The 24373-nt window shown below is 62.3% G+C and carries 20 protein-coding genes; 19 read left to right on the forward strand and 1 reads right to left on the reverse strand.

All coding sequences use genetic code 11. The annotated features are described in order from the left end of the window. The first annotated feature begins 18 nt into the window (after nt 1-18). The gene (gene bioC, locus JFN90_RS16240; protein ID WP_199396178.1) at nt 19-837 is read left to right on the forward strand and encodes a malonyl-ACP O-methyltransferase BioC; all 819 of its coding nucleotides are present in this window, start codon (nt 19-21) and stop codon (nt 835-837) included. 84 nt (nt 838-921) lie between these two features. Here bioC and ettA read toward each other — a convergent pair whose 3' ends face one another. Further along, nucleotides 922-2607, reverse strand: a complete 1686-nt coding sequence (gene ettA, locus JFN90_RS16245; protein ID WP_199396179.1) for an energy-dependent translational throttle protein EttA — start codon at nt 2605-2607, stop codon at nt 922-924. Between the two features lie 170 nt (nt 2608-2777). On the opposite strand from ettA, the gene JFN90_RS16250 reads away from it, so the two are divergent. The 18 genes from JFN90_RS16250 (at nt 2778) to JFN90_RS16335 (ending at nt 24363) form a co-directional block, all read left to right on the forward strand. After that, the gene (locus JFN90_RS16250) at nt 2778-4130 is read left to right on the forward strand and encodes an RCC1 domain-containing protein (RefSeq protein ID WP_199396180.1); all 1353 of its coding nucleotides are present in this window, start codon (nt 2778-2780) and stop codon (nt 4128-4130) included. Between the two features lie 144 nt (nt 4131-4274). After that, on the forward strand, nt 4275-5753 hold the full coding sequence (gene lysS, locus JFN90_RS16255) for a lysine--tRNA ligase (protein WP_199396181.1): 1479 nt from the start codon (nt 4275-4277) through the stop codon (nt 5751-5753). Next, complete coding sequence (locus tag JFN90_RS16260) at nt 5753-7003, forward strand: lipoprotein-releasing ABC transporter permease subunit (RefSeq protein ID WP_199396182.1); 1251 nt, start codon at nt 5753-5755, stop codon at nt 7001-7003. The genes lysS and JFN90_RS16260 overlap by 1 nt, the downstream gene beginning before the upstream one ends. Then, the gene (locus JFN90_RS16265; RefSeq protein ID WP_199396183.1) at nt 6996-7676 is read left to right on the forward strand and encodes an ABC transporter ATP-binding protein; all 681 of its coding nucleotides are present in this window, start codon (nt 6996-6998) and stop codon (nt 7674-7676) included. The genes JFN90_RS16260 and JFN90_RS16265 overlap by 8 nt, the downstream gene beginning before the upstream one ends. A gap of 54 nt (nt 7677-7730) precedes the next feature. Continuing rightward, a complete protein-coding gene (gene bamA, locus JFN90_RS16270) occupies nt 7731-10160 on the forward strand; it encodes an outer membrane protein assembly factor BamA (RefSeq protein WP_236019035.1) in 2430 nt (809 codons plus the stop codon). A gap of 25 nt (nt 10161-10185) precedes the next feature. Continuing rightward, complete coding sequence (locus JFN90_RS16275) at nt 10186-10701, forward strand: OmpH family outer membrane protein (protein WP_199396184.1); 516 nt, start codon at nt 10186-10188, stop codon at nt 10699-10701. Between the two features lie 217 nt (nt 10702-10918). Continuing rightward, nucleotides 10919-11959, forward strand: coding sequence for a UDP-3-O-(3-hydroxymyristoyl)glucosamine N-acyltransferase (gene lpxD, locus JFN90_RS16280; RefSeq protein WP_199396185.1), 1041 nt, complete (start codon nt 10919-10921; stop codon nt 11957-11959). A gap of 68 nt (nt 11960-12027) precedes the next feature. Further along, nucleotides 12028-12462 (forward strand): 3-hydroxyacyl-ACP dehydratase FabZ, encoded by a 435-nt coding sequence (fabZ, locus tag JFN90_RS16285; protein WP_199396186.1) that lies wholly within the window; start codon nt 12028-12030, stop codon nt 12460-12462. A gap of 15 nt (nt 12463-12477) precedes the next feature. After that, complete coding sequence (gene lpxA, locus JFN90_RS16290) at nt 12478-13254, forward strand: acyl-ACP--UDP-N-acetylglucosamine O-acyltransferase (protein ID WP_199396187.1); 777 nt, start codon at nt 12478-12480, stop codon at nt 13252-13254. Nucleotides 13255-13370: 116 nt separating this feature from the next. Beyond that, nucleotides 13371-14489, forward strand: coding sequence for a lipid-A-disaccharide synthase (gene lpxB, locus JFN90_RS16295; RefSeq protein WP_199396303.1), 1119 nt, complete (start codon nt 13371-13373; stop codon nt 14487-14489). Next, nucleotides 14486-16228 (forward strand): lipid A export permease/ATP-binding protein MsbA, encoded by a 1743-nt coding sequence (gene msbA / locus JFN90_RS16300; protein WP_199396188.1) that lies wholly within the window; start codon nt 14486-14488, stop codon nt 16226-16228. The genes lpxB and msbA overlap by 4 nt, the downstream gene beginning before the upstream one ends. Nucleotides 16229-16344: 116 nt before the next feature. Next, complete coding sequence (locus tag JFN90_RS16305; RefSeq protein WP_199396189.1) at nt 16345-17265, forward strand: lysophospholipid acyltransferase family protein; 921 nt, start codon at nt 16345-16347, stop codon at nt 17263-17265. 237 nt (nt 17266-17502) lie between these two features. After that, nucleotides 17503-18813 (forward strand): 3-deoxy-D-manno-octulosonic acid transferase, encoded by a 1311-nt coding sequence (locus JFN90_RS16310; protein ID WP_199396190.1) that lies wholly within the window; start codon nt 17503-17505, stop codon nt 18811-18813. Between the two features lie 25 nt (nt 18814-18838). Next, nucleotides 18839-19888, forward strand: coding sequence for a tetraacyldisaccharide 4'-kinase (gene lpxK, locus JFN90_RS16315; RefSeq protein WP_199396304.1), 1050 nt, complete (start codon nt 18839-18841; stop codon nt 19886-19888). Further along, nucleotides 19889-20944 carry a lipopolysaccharide heptosyltransferase I gene (gene waaC / locus JFN90_RS16320; RefSeq protein ID WP_199396191.1) on the forward strand — a complete coding sequence of 352 codons (1056 nt, stop codon included), beginning with the start codon at nt 19889-19891 and terminating at the stop codon, nt 20942-20944. Nucleotides 20945-21048: 104 nt separating this feature from the next. After that, complete coding sequence (locus JFN90_RS16325; protein WP_199396192.1) at nt 21049-22671, forward strand: AMP-binding protein; 1623 nt, start codon at nt 21049-21051, stop codon at nt 22669-22671. Nucleotide 22672: 1 nt separating this feature from the next. Next, on the forward strand, nt 22673-22906 hold the full coding sequence (locus tag JFN90_RS16330; protein WP_199396193.1) for an acyl carrier protein: 234 nt from the start codon (nt 22673-22675) through the stop codon (nt 22904-22906). A 5-nt stretch (nt 22907-22911) separates the two neighbouring features. After that, nucleotides 22912-24363 carry an MBOAT family O-acyltransferase gene (locus tag JFN90_RS16335; RefSeq protein ID WP_199396194.1) on the forward strand — a complete coding sequence of 484 codons (1452 nt, stop codon included), beginning with the start codon at nt 22912-22914 and terminating at the stop codon, nt 24361-24363. Nucleotides 24364-24373: the final 10 nt, after the last annotated feature.

Here is a 24373-nt window from a genome sequence, read left to right on the forward strand (position 1 = left end):
TTAATTCAGAAGGTATCGATGGCGGCAGAGATAAACAGAGACAAGGTGCGCGAGTCGTTCCACCGGCAGGCGATCGATTATGACCGGCACGCGGTGGTGCAGGGGCGCGTGGTGGACAAGGTGCTCGGCCTGCTGCAGGCGGAGCGGGTGGCGCCGGCGTCCCTGCTCGACATCGGCGCCGGGACCGGCAGGCTGTTGGCGCGTTTGACCGAGCTCTACCCGGAGATGGAGGCCGTCGGGGTGGATCTCGCGCCGGGCATGTGCGAGGCCGCCGCCAGCGCGCTGGCCGGCAGACGGGTGCGCATGCTGAACGCGGACGCCGAGTCGCTGCCGTTCGACGCCGAGAGCTTCGACGTCGTTGTTTCCACCTCGACCTATCAATGGCTGGCGACCTTGGACCAGGCTTTCGCCGAGGCGCGGCGCGTGCTGAAGCCGGGCGGGGTGTTCTGCTTCGCCCTTTTCGGGGAGCGCACCCTGTTCGAGTTGCGCGAGTCGTACCGGGCGGTGCTCGATGGGGGCGCCGACCGCACCCACAGCTTTTTCGCCAATGACGAGGTGTTAGCCGCGCTGGAGCGGGCGGGCTTCGAGGCAGCTCGGGTCGGCTCGGAGCTGGAGGTGGAAATGCACCCGGACGTGCCGGAACTGCTCCGCTCGCTGAAGAAGATCGGGGCGGGGAGCACGGCGCCGGCCAGCGGCAGGGGACTGTCGGAGCGGCGGGTGATGTTGGAGATGATGGCGAGCTACCGCAAGCGCTTCGGCAGGGAGGACGGCGTGCCGGCGACCTACGAGGTGGTGTACGGGGTGGCTAGGAAGGGTGGGGGCGAGGTGGGCGAATAATTATTCGCCCCTACAGGAGCGCATAAACAGGAAGGGGGCGGCCGATTTTCGGCCGCCCCCTTTTTACTTTCCCGCCTCCGCCGTCTAGGCGCGGGTGAGTTGGCGGTACCTGATGCGGTGCGGCTGGTCGGCGGCGGTACCCAGGCGGGCGTGGCGGTCTTCCTCGTACTCGGAGTAGTTCCCCTCGAACCAGACCACCTTGCTGTCCCCCTCAAAAGCGAGAATGTGGGTGGCAATCCTGTCCAGGAACCAACGGTCGTGGGAGATGACCACGGCGCAGCCGGCGAAGTTCTCCAGCGCCTCTTCCAAAGCACGCATGGTGTTGACGTCGAGGTCGTTGGTCGGTTCGTCGAGCAGGATGACGTTGCCGCCTTCCTTGAGCATCTTGGCCAGGTGCACGCGGTTACGCTCGCCGCCGGAAAGCATGCCGACCTTCTTCTGCTGATCGCCGCCGGAGAAGTTGAAACGGGCTACGTAGGCGCGGGAGTTTACCAGCTGCTTGCCAAGCTGCAATTGCTCCTGCCCGTCCGAGATCACCTCCCAGATGGTCTTGTCCGGATCAAGGGCGTCCCTGCTCTGGTCCACATAGGAGAGCTTCACGGTGTCGCCAGTCTTGAAGCTGCCGGAATCCGGCTTCTCCTCGCCGGTGATCATGCGGAACAGGGTGGTCTTGCCGGCGCCGTTGGGGCCGATAACGCCGACGATGCCGCCCGGCGGGAGACGGAACTCCATCCCCTCGATGAGGAGTTTGTCGGCGTACCCCTTGCTGACGTTCTCCGCCTCGACCACCACACCACCCAGACGCGGCCCGGGCGGAATGAAGATCTCCAGGTCCTTGCCTCGCTGCTCGCTCTCGGTGTTCAGCATCTCCTCGTAGGAGTTGATGCGCGCCTTTCCCTTGGCGTGACGCCCCTTGGGGGACATCCTGATCCACTCCAGCTCGCGCTTCAGAGTCTTCTGGCGCTCGCTCTCGGTCTTCTCCTCCTGGGCCAGGCGCTTCTCCTTCTGCTCCAGCCACGAAGAGTAGTTCCCCTGCCACGGGATCCCCTGGCCGCGGTCGAGCTCCAGGATCCAGCCGGCCACGTTGTCCAGGAAGTAACGGTCGTGGGTGACGGCGATGATGGTGCCGGCGTAGCGCTGCAGGTGCTGCTCCAGCCAAGCAACGCTCTCGGCGTCCAGGTGGTTGGTAGGCTCGTCCAGAAGGAGGATGTCCGGCTTCTGCAGCAGCAGGCGGCACAGGGCGACGCGGCGCTTTTCACCACCGGAGAGGTTGGCGACGTTGGTCTCGGGCGGCGGGCAGCGCAGCGCGTCCATGGCGAGCTCCAGGCGGCTGTCCAGGTCCCAGGCGTCCAGGTGGTCCAGCTTCTCCTGCACCTTGGCCTGGCGGTCGCAAAGCTTCTCCATCTCGGCGTCGGTCATCTCCTCGCCGAACTTCATGTTTATCTCGTTGAACTCGTTGACCAAGTCGACCACTTCCTGCACGCCTTCCTCGACGCACTGGCGCACGGTCTTGCTCGGGTCGAGGTTCGGCTCCTGCTCCAGGTAGCCCACCGTGTAACCCGGGGAGAGGATGGTCTTGCCGTTGAATTCCTTGTCCACGCCGGCGAGGATCTTCAACAGGGAGCTTTTGCCGGAGCCGTTCAGGCCGAGCACGCCGATCTTGGCGCCGTAGAAATAGGAGAGGTAGATGTCTTTCAGCACCGGTTTCTTGTCGTAAAACTTGCTCACACCGATCATCGAGTAGATGACCTTGTTCGGCTCGATAGCCATGACTGCCTCCGTATTGTTTTATTAACCTTTGTATCGTTTTGTAAAAGGGCCATTATTACATGCAACTGCCGCGGCATGTCAACTGCCATCCCCCGGAGTCCGTCCTTGACATTCCCTTTTATGTATAGTTAAATCCGCCGGATCGAATTAACCTTCAAGGGGTCTATCATATGCAAAAATGCAGGCGTTTCGGGCTTTTGATCTGCGCCGGGCTTCTTACTGCCGCACTCTCCGGTTGCGGCGGTTCATCTTCCAGCGACCACATCCCCTCCACGGTCCCCATCTTCTACGAGCACAGCGTTCTGTTGAAAAACGACTCTGTCTACACTATGGGGTACAACGGTTTCGGCCAGTTGGGCGACGGGACCCTCAAGGAGCGTGAGATCGCCGTACTGGTACCGGGTATAGCGAACATGACTAAGGGTGTCGCCGGCGTCGCCCATACCATGGTCACCAACGGCACTGAAATCTATGCCTGGGGCTACAACCTCTACGGCCAGTTGGGGAACAAAGATGCCTTGACCACCTACCCGGATGCCTTCAAATCCTCGCCGGTGAAGGTTTCCCTCCCCGACACCGTCACCACGGTGACTGACATCGCCGCAGGAGCATACCACTCCCTCGCCGTCGCCAACGATGAGCTGTATGCCTGGGGCTACAACCTCAACCACCAGCTCGGTACCGGCACCACGGCAAACTTCAAGGTTCCCGAGAAGATCATCCGTGGCCACGCGGATGAGGACCTGACTGCGCTGAAGGCGGTCCAGGTCGCCGCCAACGGCTTCCACTCCCTTGCCCTCATGGGCGACGGGTCGGTCTACGCGTGGGGGGACAACCGTAAAGGCCAGTCCGGTGTGCTCGGCACCTACTCGACTGCTATTTCGAGCCCGCGCAAGGTAACCATCCCGGTAACCAACGGCGGCGCGATCACCAGGGTCGCAGCCTCGTCGAGGACCAGCTATGCGCTCGAAGAGAACGTCTCGGGTGCCCAGACACTTTGGGGCTGGGGCTACAACGGCTACAAGGACGTCAATGACCCCACAAAAACAACCGGGGGGGAGTTGGCGCAAGATCCGGATGTGCTGCAGCAAACGGCCACCCCCATCCCGGTGCTGTCCATTGCCGCCACGGACGGCAATGTCATCAAGAAGATCGCCACCGGCATCAACCACCTCCTGCTCCTCATGGGGCCACGCAACAACGACGGCAGTGACGGGAGTTGGTTCGTCCAGGGCGTGGGCTACAACGACAGAGGCCAGTTGGGCAACAACCGCGCGCTGAGCCCCGGCGGCAACGACACCTCGACCAGCAGCTTCGAGTTCGTCTATGCTCTCAAATCCGCGGCGACCGACGACAGGTTCTACGGAGTTACCGACATCGCCGCCTTCGGGACCAGTTCCTTCGCCTTGGTCAACGGAACCTGGTATGCCTGGGGGGACAACGAGAGCGGACAGCTTGGCAATACCATAGCCACTGCCACGATCCCGTACTTCCAGCTCCCGGTCACAGTCAAGTTCCAGTAGCTGGATTTGTCAGAAAGGATACGGCTTTAGCCTTCAGTCAGCAGGCTCAGCCGTACCCCTTTTCCCTTGACTTGATTGACGCAAATAGTTTAGTTTGACGGATTGTTTCACAGCCCAACGCGGTAAAGAAAGGTTGCAGATAACATGGAAGAGTTGAGCGAACTGCTGCTGCAGAGAAGACGCAAGGTAGATGCATTGTGGGAGGCGGGTATCAACCCGTACCCGAACGATTATAAGCCTCAGCATACCTCCGCCGACGTGCGCGATGCCTACGGCGACAAGGAAGTGATCGAGGATGACCCGCAGACCTTCGTGGTCGCCGGCCGCATCATCATGCGCCGCTCTTTCGGCAAGGCCGCCTTCGTGCAGGTGCAGGACCGCAAGGGGCGCATGCAGCTTTACCTGAAGAAGGACACCATCGGCGAGGAGCTCTTCGCCGAGTTCGAGAACTATGATATCGGCGACATCATCGGCGCCACCGGCACCCCGTTCAGGACCAAGACCGGCGAGCTTTCCCTGGCGGTCACCACCGTGCGCCTCTTGACCAAGTCGCTGCTGCCGCTGCCGGAGAAGTTCCACGGCCTGACCGACGTGGAGACCCGCTACCGTCAGCGCTACGTCGACCTGATCGTTTCCCCGGAGGTGCGCGAGGTATTCTACAAGCGCTCCAAGGTCGTGCATCTCATCCGCGAGTTCATGACCAAGAACGACTTCCTGGAAGTCGAGACCCCGATGATGCACCCGATCCCCGGCGGCGCCACCGCGAAGCCGTTCGTGACCCACCACAACGCGCTGGACATGGAACTGTTCCTGCGCATCGCCCCGGAGCTCTACCTGAAGCGCCTGGTGGTGGGCGGTTTCGAGCGCGTCTTCGAGATCAACCGCAACTTCCGTAACGAAGGGATCTCGGTACGCCACAATCCCGAGTTCACCATGATGGAGTTCTACCAGGCCTACGCGACCTTCGAGGACCTGATGAACTTCACCGAGGAGCTGCTCTGCCACGTGGCCCAGGAACTCCTGGGGACGCTGGACTTCACCTACGGCGGCGAGCCGATTAGCTTCCAGCGCCCCTGGAAGCGGTTCACCGTGAAAGAGGCGATCCTTGAGTACGGCGACATCGACGCCAAGTCCCTCGAGGACCGCGACCTCGCCTACGCCTACGCTCAGAAAATCGGGCTGGAGCTCACCGAGGACATCGGCTACGGCAAACTGATCACCGAGATCTTCGAGGAAGTCGCCGAGACCAAGCTGATCCAGCCGACCTTCATCACCAATTACCCGACCGAGGTGTCGCCGCTGTCCAGGAAGAACGATCACGATCCCGACTACGTGGACCGCTTCGAGTTCTTCTGCGCCGGGCGCGAGATGGCCAACGCCTTCTCGGAGCTGAACGACCCGCGCGACCAGAAGGAGCGCTTCCTGGCCCAGGTGGCCGCCAAGGACAAGGGTGACGAAGAGGCGCACTACATGGACGAGGACTACATCCGCGCCCTGGAGTACGGCCTGCCGCCGACCGCCGGCGAAGGTATCGGCATCGACCGCCTGGTCATGCTCCTCACCGACTCCCCGTCGATCCGCGACGTAATCCTGTTCCCGCAGCTGCGCAAAGAGGGCAAATAATGCCCTTTGAGCTCTTCATAGGGCTGCGCTACCTGAAGGCGAAGCGCAAATCGACCTTCATCTCGCTGATCACGCTGATCTCGGTCGCTGGCGTGGCGCTGGGGGTCATGGCCCTCATCATCGTGCTGGCCGTGATGACCGGCTTCGAAGAGGACCTCAAGGAGAAGATCCTTGGGACCAACGCGCATGTCGTGGTCTTAAACAGCCTGGGCGCGGTGCAGGACTACCCGCAGGTGATGAAGAAAATTCAGAGCATAGACGGCGTGGTCGCGTCGACCCCGTTCATCTACAACCAGGTCATGCTCTCCACCGGCAAGAACGTTTCCGGAGTCGTGCTGCGCGGCATCGACGTCGCCACCGACGCCAAGGTCACCAACCTGCACAAGTCGATGGTCGAGGGGGACTTGAATTCCCTGGAGCCCGAGGTGGGCAAGACCCCCGGCGTGGTGATCGGTAAGGAGCTCGCCAAGAACCTGGGACTGTTCCTGGGTGACACGGTGGACGTGATCTCTCCGATGGGGAACATCACCCCGCTCGGCATGATGCCCAAGCTGAACCGCTTCCGCATCACCGGCATCTTCAACACCGGCATGTTCGAGTACGATTCGACGCTCGCCTACGTTTCGCTCAAGGAAGCCCAGCAGTTCCTGGGGCTTGGCGACGTGGTGACCGGCATCCAGTTGAGGGTGCGCGACGTCTACAAGACCGGCGAGCTGGCGCGGGAGATCGACCGCGAACTGGGCCCCCCGTACCATGCCCGCGACTGGATGCAGATGAACAAGAACATCCTGTTCGCGCTGAAGACCGAGAAGAGCGTGATGTTCATCATCCTGACCCTGATCGTGCTGGTGGCCGCCTTCGGCATCGCCTCCACGCTGTTCATGGTGGTCATGGAGAAGACCCGCGACATCGCGATACTGAAGTCGATGGGGGCGACCAGCCGCAGCATCATGCGCATCTTCGTCTTCGAAGGGCTCATCATCGGCGTCTTGGGCACCATCATGGGCGTCCTGGGGGGACTCCTGGTCGCCCTCAACCTGGAGCCGATCGTCTCGGTGATCCAGAAGCTGACCGGTTTCGAGCTTTTCAGCAAGGACATCTACTACCTGGACCACTTCCCGTCCCAGGTGGTGGCCTCCGACGTGGTGCTGATCAGCGTCACCGCCGTGCTGATCTCCTTCGCCGCGACGCTGTACCCCTCCTGGGCCGCCTCGCGCATGGCCCCGGCCGAGGCGCTGCGCTATGAGTAGCCTGCTCGAGGTAAAGAACCTGTTCAAGTCCTACGGGACCGGTGAGGCCAAGGTCGAGGTCCTGAAGGGGATCGACCTTATCGTGGCGGCGGGCGACACCATCGCGCTGGTGGGTCCCTCCGGCGCCGGCAAGAGTACGCTGCTGCACGTGATGGGGACCATCGATCGTCCCACCACCGGCGAGGTGCTCTTCGATGGCGAGAAGATCTTCAACCTCGCCGACCAGCCGCTGGCCTCGTTTCGCAACCGCTCCATCGGCTTCGTCTTCCAGTTCCACCACCTGCTGCCGGAGTTCTCGGCGCTGGAAAACGTGATGATGCCGCTTCTGATCGGCGGTGAGAAGCGCGCCCGCTGCGAAGGACGCGCGCTCCAACTTTTGAAGGACGTGGGGCTTTCCCACCGGGTCACCCACCGGCCGGGTGAGCTCTCCGGCGGCGAACAGCAAAGGGTCGCCATTGCGCGGGCCCTGGTGCGCGAGCCGAAGCTCCTTCTGGCTGACGAACCGACCGGCAACCTGGACATGAAGACCAGCGAAGAGGTGCATGCGCTCTTGTACGAGATTCAGCGCAACACCGGCATCTCCCTGGTGATCGTGACCCACAACGAGCAGCTCGCGGCCGGCATGGCGCGCACCGTCAGGATGGTGGACGGCAAGGTAGTCGAGGCGGCCTGACCGCGCCTCTCTTTTTATTGATGATTATTTTCTTTGGCTTTTTCGGGGGACCCTTTGCTGCGTAAATCGATATCTACCCTGCTTGCCGCACAGTTGATGCTTTGTCTTTCGGTTTCTGCCCAGGCCGAGCAGGCTGCGGCCGGTAAGGCCACCGATACCACCTCCGCGGACAAGGCTGCTGCCGAAAAGACCGCTGCCGACAAGGCGGCCGGCGAGCAGGCGGCCGGCGAAAAGATCGTGGCGATCAAGATCGTGGCGATCAAGATCGGCGGCAACCACCGCATCGAGACGGCAGCCGTCCTTCAGGCGGTCCGTCTCAAGGCAGGCGACGTCGTCACCCCCGACAAAGTCGACGCGGACATCCGGGCCATCTACAAACTCGGCCACTTCACCGACGTCAAGGCGCAGAGCGAGACCAAGGACGGGGGCGTGGTCCTCGAGTACGTGGTCACCGAAAAGCCGATCGTGCGCGAGGTGAAGATCGAGGGGGCCAAGGAACTCTCCACCGACAAGGTGCGCGAGGCGATCGAGATCAAGCCCAACAGCGTCTTCTCCCCCAAGGACCTGCAAAAGAGCGTCAAGAAGGTGAAGAAGCTCTACGCCGACGAGGGGTACTACCTCGCCGAGGTCTCCGGCGACCTGAGCATGCGCTCCGATACCGACGTCCACGTCATCTTCCGTATCAAGGAAGGGGACAAGGTCCTGATCGAGAAGATCGAGTTCGAAGGGAACCGCGCCTTCCCGGACAAGAAGTTGAAGAAGACCATGGAGACCGGCGAGAAGTGGTTCCTTTCCTGGCTCACCGGCGCGGGCACCTACAAGGAAGAGGTGCTCAAAAACGATGTCAACCTCCTCACCGAATACTACATGAACAACGGCTACGTCAACGTGAAGGTCGGCGAGCCGAAGGTGGAACTGCTCCCGGACCGCAAGGGCCTCAGGGTGAGCATCGGCATCACCGAAGGCGAGCAGTACCGCATCGGCAAGCTGGGCTTCAAGGGCGAGCTGTTGGAGACCGAGACCGTGCTGAACGGCAAGCTCAAGGAGAAGCCGGGCCAGCTCTTCAGCCGCGCCGACCTGCGCAGCGACGTGTTCGGTCTGACCGACCTGTACGCCGACAAGGGGTACGCCTTCGCCAACGCCAACCCGCTCACCAAGCTGAACGCCGACAGCCACACCATCGACATCACCTTCGACATGGAGAAGGGACAGAAGGTCACCATCGACCGGATCAACATCACCGGCAACGTGAAGACTCGCGATAAGGTGGTGCGCCGCGAACTGAAGCTCGACGAAGGGGACCAGTACAGCTCCACCGCCCTTAAGAAAAGCAAGCAGAACCTGATGAACACCGGCTTCTTCGAGGAGGCAAACCTGGCCACCGCCAAGGGAAGCACCGCCGACAAGCTCGACATAAACGTCGAGGTCAAGGAGAAACCGACCGGGACCTTCAGCATCGGCGCCGGTTACAGCTCGCTGGACGGCATCATCGGGCAGGGCTCCGTGCAGCAGGCGAACTTCCTGGGGCTTGGCCTCAAGGCGACCGCGGCGGCATCGCTGGGGAGCAAGTCGCAAACCTACAACCTCGGCCTCACCGATCCTTATTTCATGGACACCAAGTGGACCCTGGGCGGCGACATCTACCGTAATGAGCGGCAGTACCTCGACTACACCCGCAGGGCGACCGGCGGCGACATCAAGGCGGGCTACCCCCTCTCCGACACGGTCAGTACTTTCTGGCTCTATAAGTACGAGATCAAGGACATCTTCGACGAGTCGCCGGAGTTGAGAAAGAGCATCAACGATGGCGCCGTGCTGGAGCCGGAAAAGAAATCCACCACCAGCGCCGTCATTGCCAGCATCTCCAGGAACACTACCGATTACCGCCTCGATCCCTCCATCGGGATGATGAACTCCCTGTCGATAGAGTTCGCCGGCCTGGGCGGCAGCAACCGGTACGTGAAGTACATCACCGAGAACACCCTGTTCCATCCCCTGTTCTACGGCGTGGGCTCCGTGCGCGGCACCTTGGGCTATGTCCAGTCCTATGGTGGCAAAGAGATCCCCATCGACGAGAAGTTCTACCTGGGCGGCATCAGCTCGCTGCGCGGCTTCTCCTCCCGTACGGTGAGCCCCTTTAAGACCACCACGGTCTTCGACAAGGACGCCAACGGCTATGCGGACAAGCCCAAGGACAACCGCGTCTACCTGGGAGGCTCGATCGAGGCAGTGGCGAACGTGGAATGGACCTTCCCGCTCTTGAAGGACGCCGGGCTCAAAGGGGTGCTCTTCTTCGACGCAGGCAACAGCGACAACAGCTTCGACAAGACCTTCGGCACCGTGCTGACCAGCTACGGCGGCGGCATCAGGTGGTACTCTCCGATCGGCCCCCTGAGGCTGGAGTACGGGGTTCCCATCAACCCCAGGGAAGGGATCGACAACAAAAAAGGCAAATTCGAATTCTCGATCGGCAGCATTTTCTAAATCCATGCACTGCAAGGAGCAAGTCATGAAACGTTTCATCGTGGCAATTTCGCTGGTTCTGGCACTTCCGCTTTCGGTACTGGCTGCCGACGGTTCCAAGATCGGTTCCGTTGACATCCAGAAAGTGCTGTCGCAGTCCGACGCGGGCAAAGACGCGAAGGACCAACTGATGCAGAAGGCCTCCAAGTACGAGGCCGAGAAGACCGCCAAGGAAGCTGAGCTCCTCAAGCTGAAGGGCGAACTGGAGAGCCAGGGAACCGCGCTGCTGAACGAGGCGGCCCGTGGTGCGAAAGATCGCGACTACCAGAAGGGGATGAAGGACTACCAGCGCTTCCTGAAGGACGCCCAGGACGACCTGCAGCTGAAGAACTCCGAGTACACCAACAAGATCCTCGACGAGATCGGCAAGGTGGTCCAGGAGTTCGGTCGCAAGAGCGGCTACACCGCCATCTTCAGCAGGGAGACCATGGTCTACGTGGACCCCGCCGCCGACGTGACCGACGCGGTGCTGAAGGCCTTCAACGACAGCAGGAAAAAATAAAACCCGTTCAACGTTCAACGTTCGACGTTAAGACCCTCCCCCCCTGCCAAAGGGGGGCAGAGGGACTGCAATCCGCAATGGCGCGCGCAGTCTTCCTGCCCTCTCAAGCTCGGGGGAATTGTCGTTTTTGAGAGGGAATAAGTCACGATGGGCGCGGCCTGAGGCCACCCACTTTACGAACGTTGAACATTGAACGTTGAACATTGTCGAGGTTTGAATGAAAAAGACACTTCGTGAGATCGCAGAGCACCTGGGAGGCACGGTTTCCGGGGACGGCGAGATCCTGATCGGCGGACTGGCCACCCTGGATGACGCAGGGGAGGGGCAGCTCACCTTCCTCGCCAACCCCAAGTACGCCGGCAAGGTGGCCACCACCAACGCTTCGGCGGTGCTCATGGGCATCGGTGGCAACACCCACGGCAAGAACGCCATCTTCCACGCCAACCCCTACCTGGCCTTCGCGAAACTGCTGACCCTGTTCTACACGTCGCACCCGCCGCGGCTGGGCGTGCTGCCCGGCTCCTTCGTGGCTCCCGGCGCCAAGATCGGGGCGGACGCCACCATCTACCCCGGCGCCAGCGTCGGCCCCGGCGTGACCGTCGGCGACCGCGTCACCCTCTACCCGGGCGTGGTGCTGTACCCGGGCGCCAGCGTCGGCGACGACGTCACCCTCTACGCCAACGTCAGCATCCGCGAGCGCTGCCGCATCGGCAACCGGGTCACCATCCACGACGGTACCGTGGTCGGCTCTGACGGCTTCGGCTACGCCCCCGACGGCAGCTCCTGGTACAAGATCCCGCAGATCGGCATCGTGGTCATCGAGGACGACGTGGAGATCGGTTCCAACACCGTCATCGACCGCGCCGCCCTGGAAGTAACCCGGGTCAAGCGCGGCACCAAGATCGACAACCTGGTCCAGATCGGGCACAACTGCGTGATCGGCGAGGACTGCATGATTGTCTCCCAGGTTGGGATCTCAGGCTCCAGCCAGCTCGGCAAGCATGTCATCCTGGGCGGCCAGGTGGGCGTCGCCGGCCACATCAAGATCGGCGACAACGTGATGATCGGTGCCCAGTCCGGCGTGCCGGGCAACGTGGAGCCGAACCAGATCCTGTCCGGGACCCCGGTGATGCCGCACCGCGAATGGCTCAAGAGTTCCACCCTGGTCCCCAAGCTCCCCGAGTTCAGGAAAACCCTCTCCGCGCTGGAGAAACGGGTGGCCGAGCTGGAAGAGAAATTGGCGGGAAAAGGGGAGTAACCCACTTCAATGCAATAACTTCGGCTCAAGCTCAAGCGGCGTGAGGCCGATGCGAGGAGAGAATCAGCATGCTCGATATAGTACAGATTATGGAAATTCTGCCGCACCGTTACCCCTTCCTCCTGATCGACAAGGTCCTTGAAGTCGAGCCGGGCAAGCGCGTGGTCGCCATGAAGAACGTCACCATGAACGAACCCTTCTTCCAGGGGCACTTCCCGGGATTCCCGGTCATGCCGGGGGTCCTCATCATCGAGGCCATGGCGCAGTCCGCCGCCATCCTGGCCTACACCGCGATGGGCGAGGATGCCAAGGAGAAGGTCAGCTACTTCATGGCCATCGACAACGCCCGCTTCAGGAAACCGGTCAAGCCTGGCGACACCCTGAGGATCGAGGTGGAGACCCTGTTCTCCAAGCGCGGCATCTGGAGCTGCGCCGCCAAGGCCTACGTGGGCGACACCCTGATGACCGAAGCGGAATTGAAGGCAACGCTGGGCGACAAGTAGGACACGGAGAGGAAAATGATCCACAGCACCGCAGTAATCCACCCGGGCGCCAAGATTGCCGAGGGTGTCGAAATCGGCCCGTACGCGGTCATCGGCGAAAACGTGAGCATCGGCAAGGGGACCAAGATCGGTCCGCACGCTGTGATCGACGGCTGGACCGAGATCGGCGAGGCGAACACCATCTTCCACATGGCCTCCGTGGGCGCCGTGCCCCAGGACCTCAAGTACCGCGGCGAGAAGACCTGGCTCAAGATCGGCAACGGCAACACCATCCGTGAGTTCGCCAGCCTGCACCTGGGCACGGTCACCGGCGACGGCGAGACCACCGTCGGCGACAACAACCTCTTCATGGCCTACTCGCACGTGGCGCACGACTGCCACATCGGCAACAACGTGATCATGGCCAACTCCGCCACGCTCGCCGGCCACGTCATCATTGAGGACTACGTGATCCTCGGCGGGCTCTGCGCGGTGCTGCAGTTCATGCGCGTCGGGGCGCACGTCATGGTGGGTGGGATGACCTCCGTCCCCATGGACGTTCCTCCCTACACCATCATCACCGGCGACCGTTCCGAAAGCCGGCTGCGCGGCCTGAACCTGATCGGGCTCAAGCGTCGCGGCTTCTCGGACGAGACCATCTCCAGCCTCAAGAAGGCCTATAAACTCCTCTCCATGTCCGGGCTGAAGCTTGCCGAGGCGCTCGAGAAGATGAAGAGCGATGTGCCCAAAACCCCCGAGGTCGACCACTTCATCTCGTTCATCGAGAGCTCCAAACGCGGGGTCGCAAGGTAAGAGGCAGGAAAGAGGCAGGTTAAGGTTGAGGTTAAGGAAGACGCTTTTTCTCAACCTTAACCTCAACCTCAGCCTGTCTTTAAGAGGTTCTTTTGCAAGACAAGAAACAATCAGTGATGATCGTCGCCGGGGAGGCTTCCGGCGAGATGTACGGCGCGCAGATCGCGTCCGCTATCCGCGCACTTTCCCCTGAAACCCGCTTCTTCGGTATGGGGGGGAACTGCATGCGCGAGGCCGGGGTCGAGACCCTGGTCGACGCCAACGTGATGGCCGTGATGGGACTCGTGGAGGTGGTGGCCCACCTCCCCACCATCGTGAGCGGCTTCACCACCCTGAAGAAAAAGCTCCACACCGATCCCCCCGACCTTTTGATCCTGATCGATTACCCTGACTTCAACCTGCGGCTCGCCAAGGTGGCCAAGAAGGCCGGCATCAAGGTGCTTTACTTCATCTCGCCCCAGGTCTGGGCCTGGAGAAGTCACCGCGTGCACGGCATCGGGCGGGTAGTGGACATGATGGCGGTGCTGTTCCCGTTCGAGGTCCCCTTCTACCAGAAGGCGGGCGTTCCGGTCACCTTCGTGGGGCACCCCCTTTTGGACCTGGTCAAGCCGACCATGAAGCGGGACGATGCGCTCGCCTCGCTGGGGCTCGACCCGCAGCGGCGCTGCGTCGGCCTCTTCCCAGGGAGCCGTCGCTCGGAAATCCAGAAGCTCCTCCCCGTCATCCTGGAGTCGGCGCAGCTCCTCAAGGAGCGCATGCCGGACCTGCAATTCGTGCTGCCGCGGGCGACCTCCCTGAAGGACGAGGACCTGGCCCCGTACCTCGCCGGCTCCCGGCTCGAGGTGAGGGTGGTCACCGGCAGAAACCACGACGTGATGAGCGGCTGCGACGCGGTGATCGCCGCCTCGGGGACCGTGGTCATGGAGCTGGCCCTGGTGGGAGTTCCCCACGTGATCATCTACAAAATGTCCCCCCTGACCTACCAGATCGGGAGGCGCGTGATCAACGTGCCGCACATCGGCATCAGCAATATCATCGCGGAAAAGCGCATGGTCCAGGAACTGCTCCAGCACGAGGCGGAGCCTAAGCCGATCGCGGACGAGATCGACGCCCTGCTGAACCGGCCGGGGTACGCGGCGCAGATGCGCGAGGATTTCGCGGCAATGAGAGTGAAGCTTGGTAACGGCGGGGCCCTGGGCCGTGTGGCCCGACTCGCCTTGGAGATGATGAAATGAGCAGTGCAGTACCCGTAAAACCCAGTGTGTTCCAACGCTTGTTAAGCTACAGCCGCCCCTACGGGTGGCGCATCGCGCTGGCCGCGCTTGGCTCGGTCGGCGTGGGCGGCATGGACGGCGCCATGGCCTACCTGGTGGAGCCGGTCCTGAGGAGGATCTTCTCCGGCAAGGAAACGGCGATCTTCGTCCTGTTGCCGCTCGGTATCGTGTTCCTCTACGCCCTGCGCGGCCTGTGCCGCTACACCAACGACTATTTCATCAGAAGTGCCGGGCAACTCGCGGTTCAGGACGTGCGCAACGACCTCTACGAGAAGAACATGAGCCTCAGCATCGGCTACTTCCACCGCCACGAGACCGGGACGCTGATGTCGCGCGTTCTCTCCGACGTGAGCATGATGCAGGAAGGTGTGGGGCAGGTCATCACCGGCCTGTTCCGCGACGGCCTTTCCGCCGTGGCCCTCTTGGGGGTCATCTTCTACCGCGATTGGCAGCTCGCGCTGATCTCCTTCGTGGTGATACCCCTCACCGTGGTCCCGGCCAGGAAGATCGGTAAAAGGATCAAGCGCGTGGCGCGGCAGGGGCAGGAGAAGATGGGGGATCTCGCCAGCATCCTGCAGGAGACCTATTCCGGCATCAAGGTGGTCAAGGCTTTCGGCCTGGAGGGGCGCGAGGTCGAGCGCTTCCGGGCGCGCAACCGCGACTTTTACCACTTCACCCGCAAGAACATCAAGTACGAGGGGCTTTCCACCCCGATCATGGAGTTCATCACCTCCTTCGGCATCGCCGCGGTGATCTGGGTCGGCGGCTCCAACGTCATGCACGGGACCAAGAGCGCCTCGGAGTTCTTCTCGTTCATCACCGCGATGGTGCTGGTGTTTAACCCGATCAAGCGGCTCTTGACCGCCTTCAACAACCTGCAGCGCTCCATGGGCGCGGCCGAGCGGGTCTTCGAGGTCATGGACGAGAAGCCGGAGATCGTCGACGCCCCGGGCGCGCGCGACCTGGGCAAGGCGCGCGGCGAGGTGGAGTTCCGCGACGTCCGCTTCAAGTACGAGGACGACTACGTGCTGCAGGGGGTAAACCTGACCGCCCAGAGGGGCGAGGTGATCGCCCTGGTCGGACCCTCCGGCGGCGGCAAGACCACCCTGGTGTCGCTGATCACCCGCTTCTACGACCCGACCGGCGGGCAGGTGCTCATGGACGGCGTGGACATCCGCGAGCGCACCATGAAGAGCCTTCTGGAGCAGATCGCGCTGGTCGACCAGGAAACCATCCTGTTCAACGACACCATCGCCAACAACATCCGCTACGGCAGGATGACCGCGAGCGACGCCGAGGTCGAGGCCGCGGCGCGGGCCGCCTTCGCCCACGAGTTCATCGAGGAGCTTCCCGAGGGGTACCTGACCAACATCGGTGACCGCGGCGTGCGCCTTTCCGGCGGACAGCGCCAGAGGCTTTGCATCGCCCGCGCCATCCTGAAGGACGCGCCCATCCTGATCCTGGACGAGGCCACCAGCGCGCTTGACACCGAGAGTGAGCAGATGGTGCAGCAGGCGCTCAACAACCTGATGCAGAACCGCACCACCTTCGTCATCGCCCACCGGCTTTCCACCATCACCCACGCAGACCGCATCGTGGTGCTGGAGAAAGGGGTCGTGGCCGAGATGGGAAGCCACGACGACCTGCTCCAGGCGGAAGGGATCTACAGCCGCCTGCATGGCATGCAGTTCAAGGCGTAAGTTGTTCCCTCCCCCTCCTGCAAGGGGAGGGGGAAGCGAAAGTGAAACTTTATTCCCCTTCTTTGGATGGACTGCCACTGGTAGCCGCAAAGGAAGGGGTGTTGAGGGATTTTTTGATGTTAACGAAGCTGCGCTGGCATCTTGAAACCGCATTCTTCCTGGTCATCTCCTCCACCGTCGCGCTCTTGCCCGACGCAGTAGCGCTATCGGTGGGGCGGGGGGTGGGGCGCGCCGCCTTCGCCCTCCTGGGCAAACGACGCAAGATCGCCATCGCCAACTTCCAGGCGAGCCTTCCCTTTCTGGAGCGCCAGCCCGGCTGGCAGGGGGGGACGGCGAAGGAACTGGCACGTGGCGTCTTCGAGAACCTCGGCTGCGGCATGGTCGAGGTCTGCAAGATCTACGGCGGGCGCGGCCAGCAACTCATCGACGCGGTCGAGATCCGGGGCATGGAGCATTTCGAAGCGGCCTTCGCCAAGGGGAAGGGGCTCATCTTCATCACGGCCCACAGCGGCAACTGGGAACTCCTGGCGCTCGCCTTCGGGGTGCGCAAGCATGAGCTCTCCGTGGTGGCCAGACGCCAGGACAACCCCTACCTGAACCGGATGGTCGAGCGGATCCGCAAGAGCTACGGCAACGGGCTCATCTACAAGGAGGGGGCGCTCCGGGCGATGTTCTCCGCGCTCAAGAAGCGCGAGGTGGTCGGGCTGCTGATCGACCAGGCGGTGCAGTCGGATTGGGGCATCCTGGCCGATTTTCTCGGGCGGCCCGCGTGGACCATGCGTATGCCGTCGCTGATCGCCCGGAAGAGCGGAGCGCCGCTTTTGCCCGCCTTCATGCACCGCGAGGGGAACAAGAGCGTCATCACCATCCACCCCGAGTACCGGCTCTCCGAAGCCGCGGACCCGGAGGTCGCCGCCGCCGAGGATGCCAACGGGCTGAACCGTTACATCGAGGATTACGTGGTACGCCATCCCGAGCAGTGGTACTGGGTGCATAAGCGCTGGAAGAACGCGCCGCCGACCGCAGCGGCAAATTAAGCGCGGGAACCTTGCGCTAAAAAGCTCCTCTCGATCCAGCTTCCCCCTTTCGCAAAGGGGGATTGAGGGGGATTTGACTCCGTTGCAGGCCTGGATGCAGTGGCTACCTAGGCTAAATCCCCCCTGACCCCCCTTTTGTAAAGGGGGGGACGCGAGATCAAGGTTCCGTGCTTCGTGGGGCGAGTGACGGTTCGGTTACGAGCCTCGGGAGGGGGAGCAGTTGAGGTCTTTGCTTACATGATCAATATCATCTACAACCTGCTGCTGTGGCTCGTTCTGCCGCTCTTGATCCCCTACCACGCCTACCGCTCGCTTTCCCGCGGGCGCCGCACCGCCTTCATGGAGCGCTTCGGCCGCATCCCCGCCGACGAGCTGAACCTGATCGGCGGCGGGGGAGGGACCATCCTGGTGCACGCCGTGTCGGTCGGCGAGACCAACGCCGCGCTGCCGCTACTGAAAGGGATCCGCACCCGCTTTCCCGACAAGAAGATCGTCATTACCAACGTCACCGAGACCGGCCGCAGCGTGGCGCAAAAGAGCAAGGCCGCTGACCTCTGCATCTACTTCCCCTTCGACTATCCCTTCGCCGTCCGCTCGGTGCTGGAGAGCATCCGGCCTGAAGTCGTGATCATCATGGAAACCGAGATCTGGCCCAACTTCATTGGCGTGGCACGCGAGATGGGAATCCCGGTGCTCTTGGCCAACGGCCGCATTTCGGATCGCTCTTTCGGCCGCTACCTGCGCCTGTCCTGGTTCTTCCGCCCGGTGCTGCAGCGCCTCTCCGCGCTCTGCATGCAGACGCCGGTGGACGCGGAGCGCATCACGGCGATCGGTGCTCCGTCCGCCGCGGTGCACGTGGGCGGCAACCTTAAATACGACATCCCGGTCGTCAAGGCGAAGCCCGAACAGGTGGCCGAGATCAAGGCGAAATACCAGATCCCGGCGGACTGCTTCGTCTTCGCTGCGGCGAGCACCCACGAGGGGGAGGAAGCGCAGGTCCTTGAGGCGTACCGTGCACTGTTGACGCGCGATCCGCAGAGCTTCCTGATCCTGGCGCCGCGTCACCCTGAGCGCGCCCCCGGCGTCGCCGAACTGATTAAGAAGGAAGGTTTCCCCTTCCAGTCCCGCTCGGCTCTGGACGGCTCCGGCCCGCTGCCGGCGGGGGGCATCCTGCTGCTGGACACCGTGGGCGAGCTGGCTGGCCTCTACCGCGCTGCCGACCTGGTCTTCGTCGGGGGAAGCTTGGTCGCAACCGGCGGGCATAATCCGCTCGAGCCGGCCGCCTGCCAGGTGCCGGTGCTGTTTGGGCCCCATATGCAGAACTTCCGCGAGATCGCCGCGCTCTTCGTCAAGCATTGCGGGGCCGAAGTGCAACCAGCCGACCTCGACGCCCTGAAGGCGGAACTGCTGCGCCTCTCCGCGGATACGTCGCTTAGGGAAGATCTCGGCCGCCGCGGCGCCGGCATCCTTCTGGAGAGCGCCGGCGCTACAGGACGGCACCTGGACGTGATGGCCTCCCTGCTGGAACAACGAGGGAAACGTGGCTGACCTGGAAACCTATTATCGTGAGCTGATGGCGGGCAAGCGGACCGGCTTGGGCGACAAGACCCTGCTCGGCCTGCTACGGCTCGCCTCCCGCCCCTACGCGGGAGTCCTGCGGCTGCGGGCAGTCGGCTACCGGCTCGGGCTCATCCCGTCGCACCGTCTGCAGCGCCCGGTGATCTCGGTCGGCAACCTGGTCTTGGGCGGCACCGGCAAGACCCCGACGGTGGCTTGGCTCGCCGCTCGCCTGATGCGCCAGGGCAAGCGGGTCTGCGTGCTGTCCCGCGGCTACGGCGGAAGCGCCGAGGGGGAGATCCGCATCGTCTCGGATGGCGAGAAGCTGCTGCTCACCCCCGAAGAGGCCGGGGACGAGCCGTGCCAGTTGGCCGGGATGCTGCCGGGACTCATGGTGGTGATCGGCTCCAACCGCTACCGTGCCGGGCTCCATGCCCTGGATACGCTCAACCCGGACGTGTTCATCCTGGATGACGGCTACCAGCACCTGAAGCTGAAAAGAGACCTGAACCTCTTGCTGCTCGACGCCGGGAATCCGTTCGACAACGGCCTGACCCTGCCGGGGGGCTTCCTGCGCGAGGCGCCCGCGGCGGCCGGCCGCGCGGACTTGGTGATCTGCACCCGTACCCCCGAAGGGAAGGAGCGGATCGTCCCTGTCCCTGGGAAGCCGACCTGCTGGACAAGGCATCGTCTTTCTGGCATGATCCCGCTCGGCGGCGGCCCCGCTGCAGGTTTTGAGGCCGCGCAGGGCTCCCGCGCCATGGCGTTCTCCGGAATAGCCAACCCGGGCGCCTTCTTCGACGGACTCGAGGCGGTCGGGGTGAGGCCGGTAACCACGCTCTCCTTCCCGGACCATGCGAGCTACGGGGAGCCCGAGATCGCAGCCATCCTCAGGTTGAAGACCGCTTCGCGTTCCACGGTGCTGCTCACCACCCAGAAGGACGCCGTGAAACTGCTGCCCCACGCCGACAAGCTTTCCGGCTGCTTCGCGGTGGTGCTGGAACTGGAGTTCGAGGACCCGCGTCCCCTGGAGCAGGCTTTAACCCATTGCTTGAGTGAAAAGTAAATGCGCGTACTGATCATCAAACCATCCTCCCTGGGCGACGTGATCCAGACCCTGCCGGTGCTCGACTTTCTGCACCAGGCCGTGCCCGGGGTCGAGGTCGACTGGGTGATCGAGGAAAGCCTCCAGAGCCTGCTGGCGGGGCACCCGCAGATAAGCCTGCTGCACCCGGTGCCGGCGGCGCTGTGGCGCAGGCAGCGCTTTTCGATCAGAACCTGGCGCGGCGTTTCCGCCCTGCAGAAGACCCTTGGCGAGCGCGCCTACGACATGGTGTTCGACCTCCAGGGTGACCAGGTGAGCGGGGTGATTTCCCGGTTCTCCGGTTGCGCGGACCGTCTCGGTTTCGAGCGCGACGCCGTCAGCGAGCCGCTGAACACCTGGTGCAACACGCGCCTGATCCCGGTCCGCAGGCAGGAGTACCACAACATCGACCGGTGTCTGCGCCTGGTCAGCATTCCCTTCGCCAAAGATTTCCGCTCCATGGAACTGCCCGGCCACCTGGCCAGCTCCCCAGCGGACGAGGCCGACGCCGAGGCGCTCCTCGCCACGTTGGCGGACGGGCTGGTTTTCCTGTTCCACCACGGCGCGGCGCTGCCGACCGCGGCCTGGAGCGAAAAGGGGTGGACCGAGTTGGGGCGGGAGGTTCTGGATCGCTTCCACGACGCCACCATTTTGCTCCCCTGGGAGAGCGAGGCAGAGCGTCAGGCCGCCTTCTCCATCGCCGCCGCCATTGGGCCGGGGTGCCGGGTGCTGGACCGCCTTTCCCTAAAGGGGATGGCCGCCTTGTTGAAGAAGGTCGATCTCTTGGTCGGCGGGGACGCCGGGTTGGTGCAGATGGCCGCGGTCCTCGGGACGCCGACGGTTTCGTTTTACCGCGGCACGCTGGCCAAGAGGAGCGCGCCGCGCGGCGAGCACCACGTCGCCCTGCAATCGCCCATGCACTGCGCGGGCTGCCTGAGGGCGTATTGCGACAAGGACGCCAAGTGCCGCGACAGCATCAAGGTGGAGGCGGTCTTGGCGGGGATTACTCGTCTACTGCTGCCTCACGAGACCCCCTGATTGCTCTTGTTGATACCGAAGGGACGTCTACTGCTGGCCTTGCAACTGCACTTCTGATAATTTGGTCGCTTTTGCGCGAGGACTGAAGAAGGAGGAAACTCTCGTTGAACCTCATCGTTAACGAGCAGTACAACATCGGCCACATCTGTACACGGCAGCAGTGCGACTTGGGCTTCGGCCCGAAGACCGCGCTGCGCTGGGTGTCCGCACATCACGAGAAGACGGATTACAGCTTCGTAGAGCTCGATCGTGAATCGAATCGATTCGCCAATGTCTTGCAGGGGCTAGGCTTCAGCACCGGGGACATCTTCTTCACCTTTCTCCCCAAGGCTCCTGAGCAGTTCTTCAGCTTTTTAGGAGGCCTGAAGCTTCAGGTCATCTGCGGTACGCTGTTTTCGAGTTTCGGCGAGGATGCCATCCTGGACCGCCTGGGCGATGCCGGTGCCAAAGGGATCGTGACCAAGAAGAGTCTAGTTAAGAAAATCCTCCGCGTGCGCGACCAACTCCCAAAGTTGCAGTACATCATTGTCACCGACATAGAGGAACATCAATCGGCGGACATCCTGAGCTTCTGGCAGCTCATGCGCGACGCGTCCACTGATTTTATCGCCCCCCTTACTTCGGCGGACACCCCCTCGGTGCTGCACTATACCTCCGGATCTACCGGGAAACCGAAAGGGGTGCTGCACGTTCACGGCAGTGTCCTGCATCAAAGTGCTACCGCTGTGCAAGTGCTGACACTCTGTGACAGCGACGTCTACTGGTGCACAGCTGATCAGGGCTGGGTGACGGGAACCTCCTACGGCATCATCGCTCCGTGGACTCTCGGGGTGACACAGCTCCACTACGGCGGCGGGTACAACGCGAAAACGTGGTTCGACTTGCTCGAGCAGGAGTCGGTTACCATCTGGTATTCGGCACCAACCGCGCTGCGCATGCTGCTGCAGGAGGATGATGATGTCTTCAGCGGATGCGACCTGAGCCAACTGCGTCATATCTTCAGCGTGGGTGAGCCGCTGAACCCCGAAGTCATCGCATGGGCGGAGCGGGTGCTGGGGCACACGGTTTACGACACCTGGTTCCAGACCGAGACCGGGGGGATCATGATCAGCAACCGCCCCGGCGTCACCGTTCGGCCGGGCTCGATGGGGATACCGGTGGCGGGCGTAGAGGCCGCCATAATAACTGACGATGGTACCGTTTTAGGGGATGGGGAGCAGGGCAACCTCTGCCTGAAGCCGGGATGGCCCTCGATGTTTGTCACCTACCTCAACAATACCGCCGTCTACGGACAGAAATTCCGCAGCGGGTACTACTTTACCGGGGATACTGCCCTACGTGACCAAGACGGTTACTACTGGTTCAAGGGGCGCAGTGACGACGTTATCAACACCGCCGGGCATTTAATCAGCCCCTTCGAGATCGAAAGCGCCTTACTGGAGATAGACGAGGTTGCCGAATCCGGAGTGATTGGTGCTCCTGACGACCTTTTGTATGAGAAGGTGGTTGCCTTTGTCTGCTTGCACTCGCGCTTCGAATACTCGAAACAGTTGGAGCTTAAGATCAGACTCCACGTCAGCAACAAGGCTTCATCGATCGCCACACCGCAAGAGATCATCGTGGTAGATAGCATCCCGAAAAACAAAAGCGGCAAAATCATGCGCCGCGTTTTGAAGGCTCTTTACCTTGGTGAGGACGCGGGTGATATTTCCACACTGGAGACATGAAATGGAATTGCAAGAGAGACTGAACGAGGTTTTTTGCCAGGTATTCGATGATGAAGACATCCGCATCGCCCCCGAGATGACCGCCGATGACGTCGACGGTTGGGATTCCCTGTCCCACGTGAACCTCATCGTCGCCGTGGAAAGCACCTTCGGAATCCGGTTCACCCACAAAGAGGTGCTCACCTTCAAGAACATCGGCGACCTGATGAACTGCATAGCCGCGAAGGTGCAGTAAGCTCGATGCCGTTCAATTCACTGCATTATTTTATTTTCCTGCCCATCGTCTATCTCGTCTTCTATCTGGCGGGGGACCGGGCGCGCTGGGGCGTGCTGCTGGCGGCCAGTTTCGGGTTCTACTGCGCCCTCAAGGTGCCGTACCTGCCGGTGGTGTTAACGCTGGTGACGCTGACCACCTATTGCTTTGGCATCTGGCTGCACAAGGCGCAAGGAACGCGGGCAAAGCTCGCCGTCCTTTGGGGCGGGATCGCCTCTAACGTCCTGGTGCTGGTGCTGATGAAGTACCTGCCGTTTTTCTCCGAGAACCTAGGCGGGCTCTGCCGCCTGCTCTCCCTCCAGGTGGAAGTACCGACGGTCCGGGCGTTCGTCGCCATCGGGGTCTCTTACTTCGTCTTCCAGGCTATCTCTTACCTGATCGACATTTATTTCGAAGTGGAGGAGCCCGAGCCGCACCTCGGGTATTTCGCTCTCTACCTCTCCTTCTTCCCCAAGCTGCTGCAGGGGCCGATCGAGCGCGCGGGCGACCTGCTGCCGCAACTGAAGACCCCGTACCGCTTCGACTACGACAACATGCGCTACGGCATGCTACTTTTCGCCTGGGGCCTGTTCAAGAAGGTGGTCCTCGCGGACCGGCTCGGCATTTACGCCGACGCCGTCTATAACGACGTCCACGCCGCGACCGGCCTGCAACTGCTGCTCGGCACCTACGCCTACGCCTTCCAGATCTTCATGGACTTTTCGGGCTATACCGACATGGCGCTCGGGACGGCGCGGCTATTCAACATCAACCTGACCCAGAACTTCAACAGCCCCTACCTCGCCACATCGGTGGCCGACTTCTGGCGCCGCTGGCATATCAGCTTCTCGCGCTGGATCCTCGATTACATCTTCAAGCCGCTGCAGATGCAGTGGCGCGACTGGAGAACCTGGGGCACCGCCGCGGCGCTGGTCGTCGCCTTCCTGGTCTCAGGGATCTGGCATGGCGCGAGCTGGGGCTTTGTCATATGGGGCGGCCTGCACGGGCTCTACATGGCCTGCTCCGTCTTTTATAAGCCGTACCAGAAGAAAATCTACCAGTCGCTCGGCATCCAGAAGAGCCGATACCTGAAGTACTGGCAGATGCTGGTCACCTTCCACCTGGTCTGCTTCGCCTGGGTTTTCTTCCGGGTCAATAGCCTGGGCGACGCCTTGTATATCTGCCGGTTCCCGTTCGAGAGGGCGGGGAGGGGGCTGCACAACGTTTTGGTGCACGGCTTTGACACCGAGGATGCCCGGCTGGTGTTGATCGCCGGCGCTCTGGTCGCTCTCTGCGGCACCCTGGCGCGTAACGAGAGGGTCTTGTCGGCCTGGAACCGTCATGGCGCGCTCAGGTGGCTCTCCTACAACGCGTTGCTGCTCGCGCTCATCTTCCTGGGAACGAAATCCCAGGCCAGCTTCATCTACTTCAACTTCTAAAGCAAAGGCT

This window comes from Geomonas propionica, assembly GCF_016458235.1.
In the GTDB taxonomy this organism is placed as follows: domain Bacteria; phylum Desulfobacterota; class Desulfuromonadia; order Geobacterales; family Geobacteraceae; genus Geomonas; species Geomonas propionica.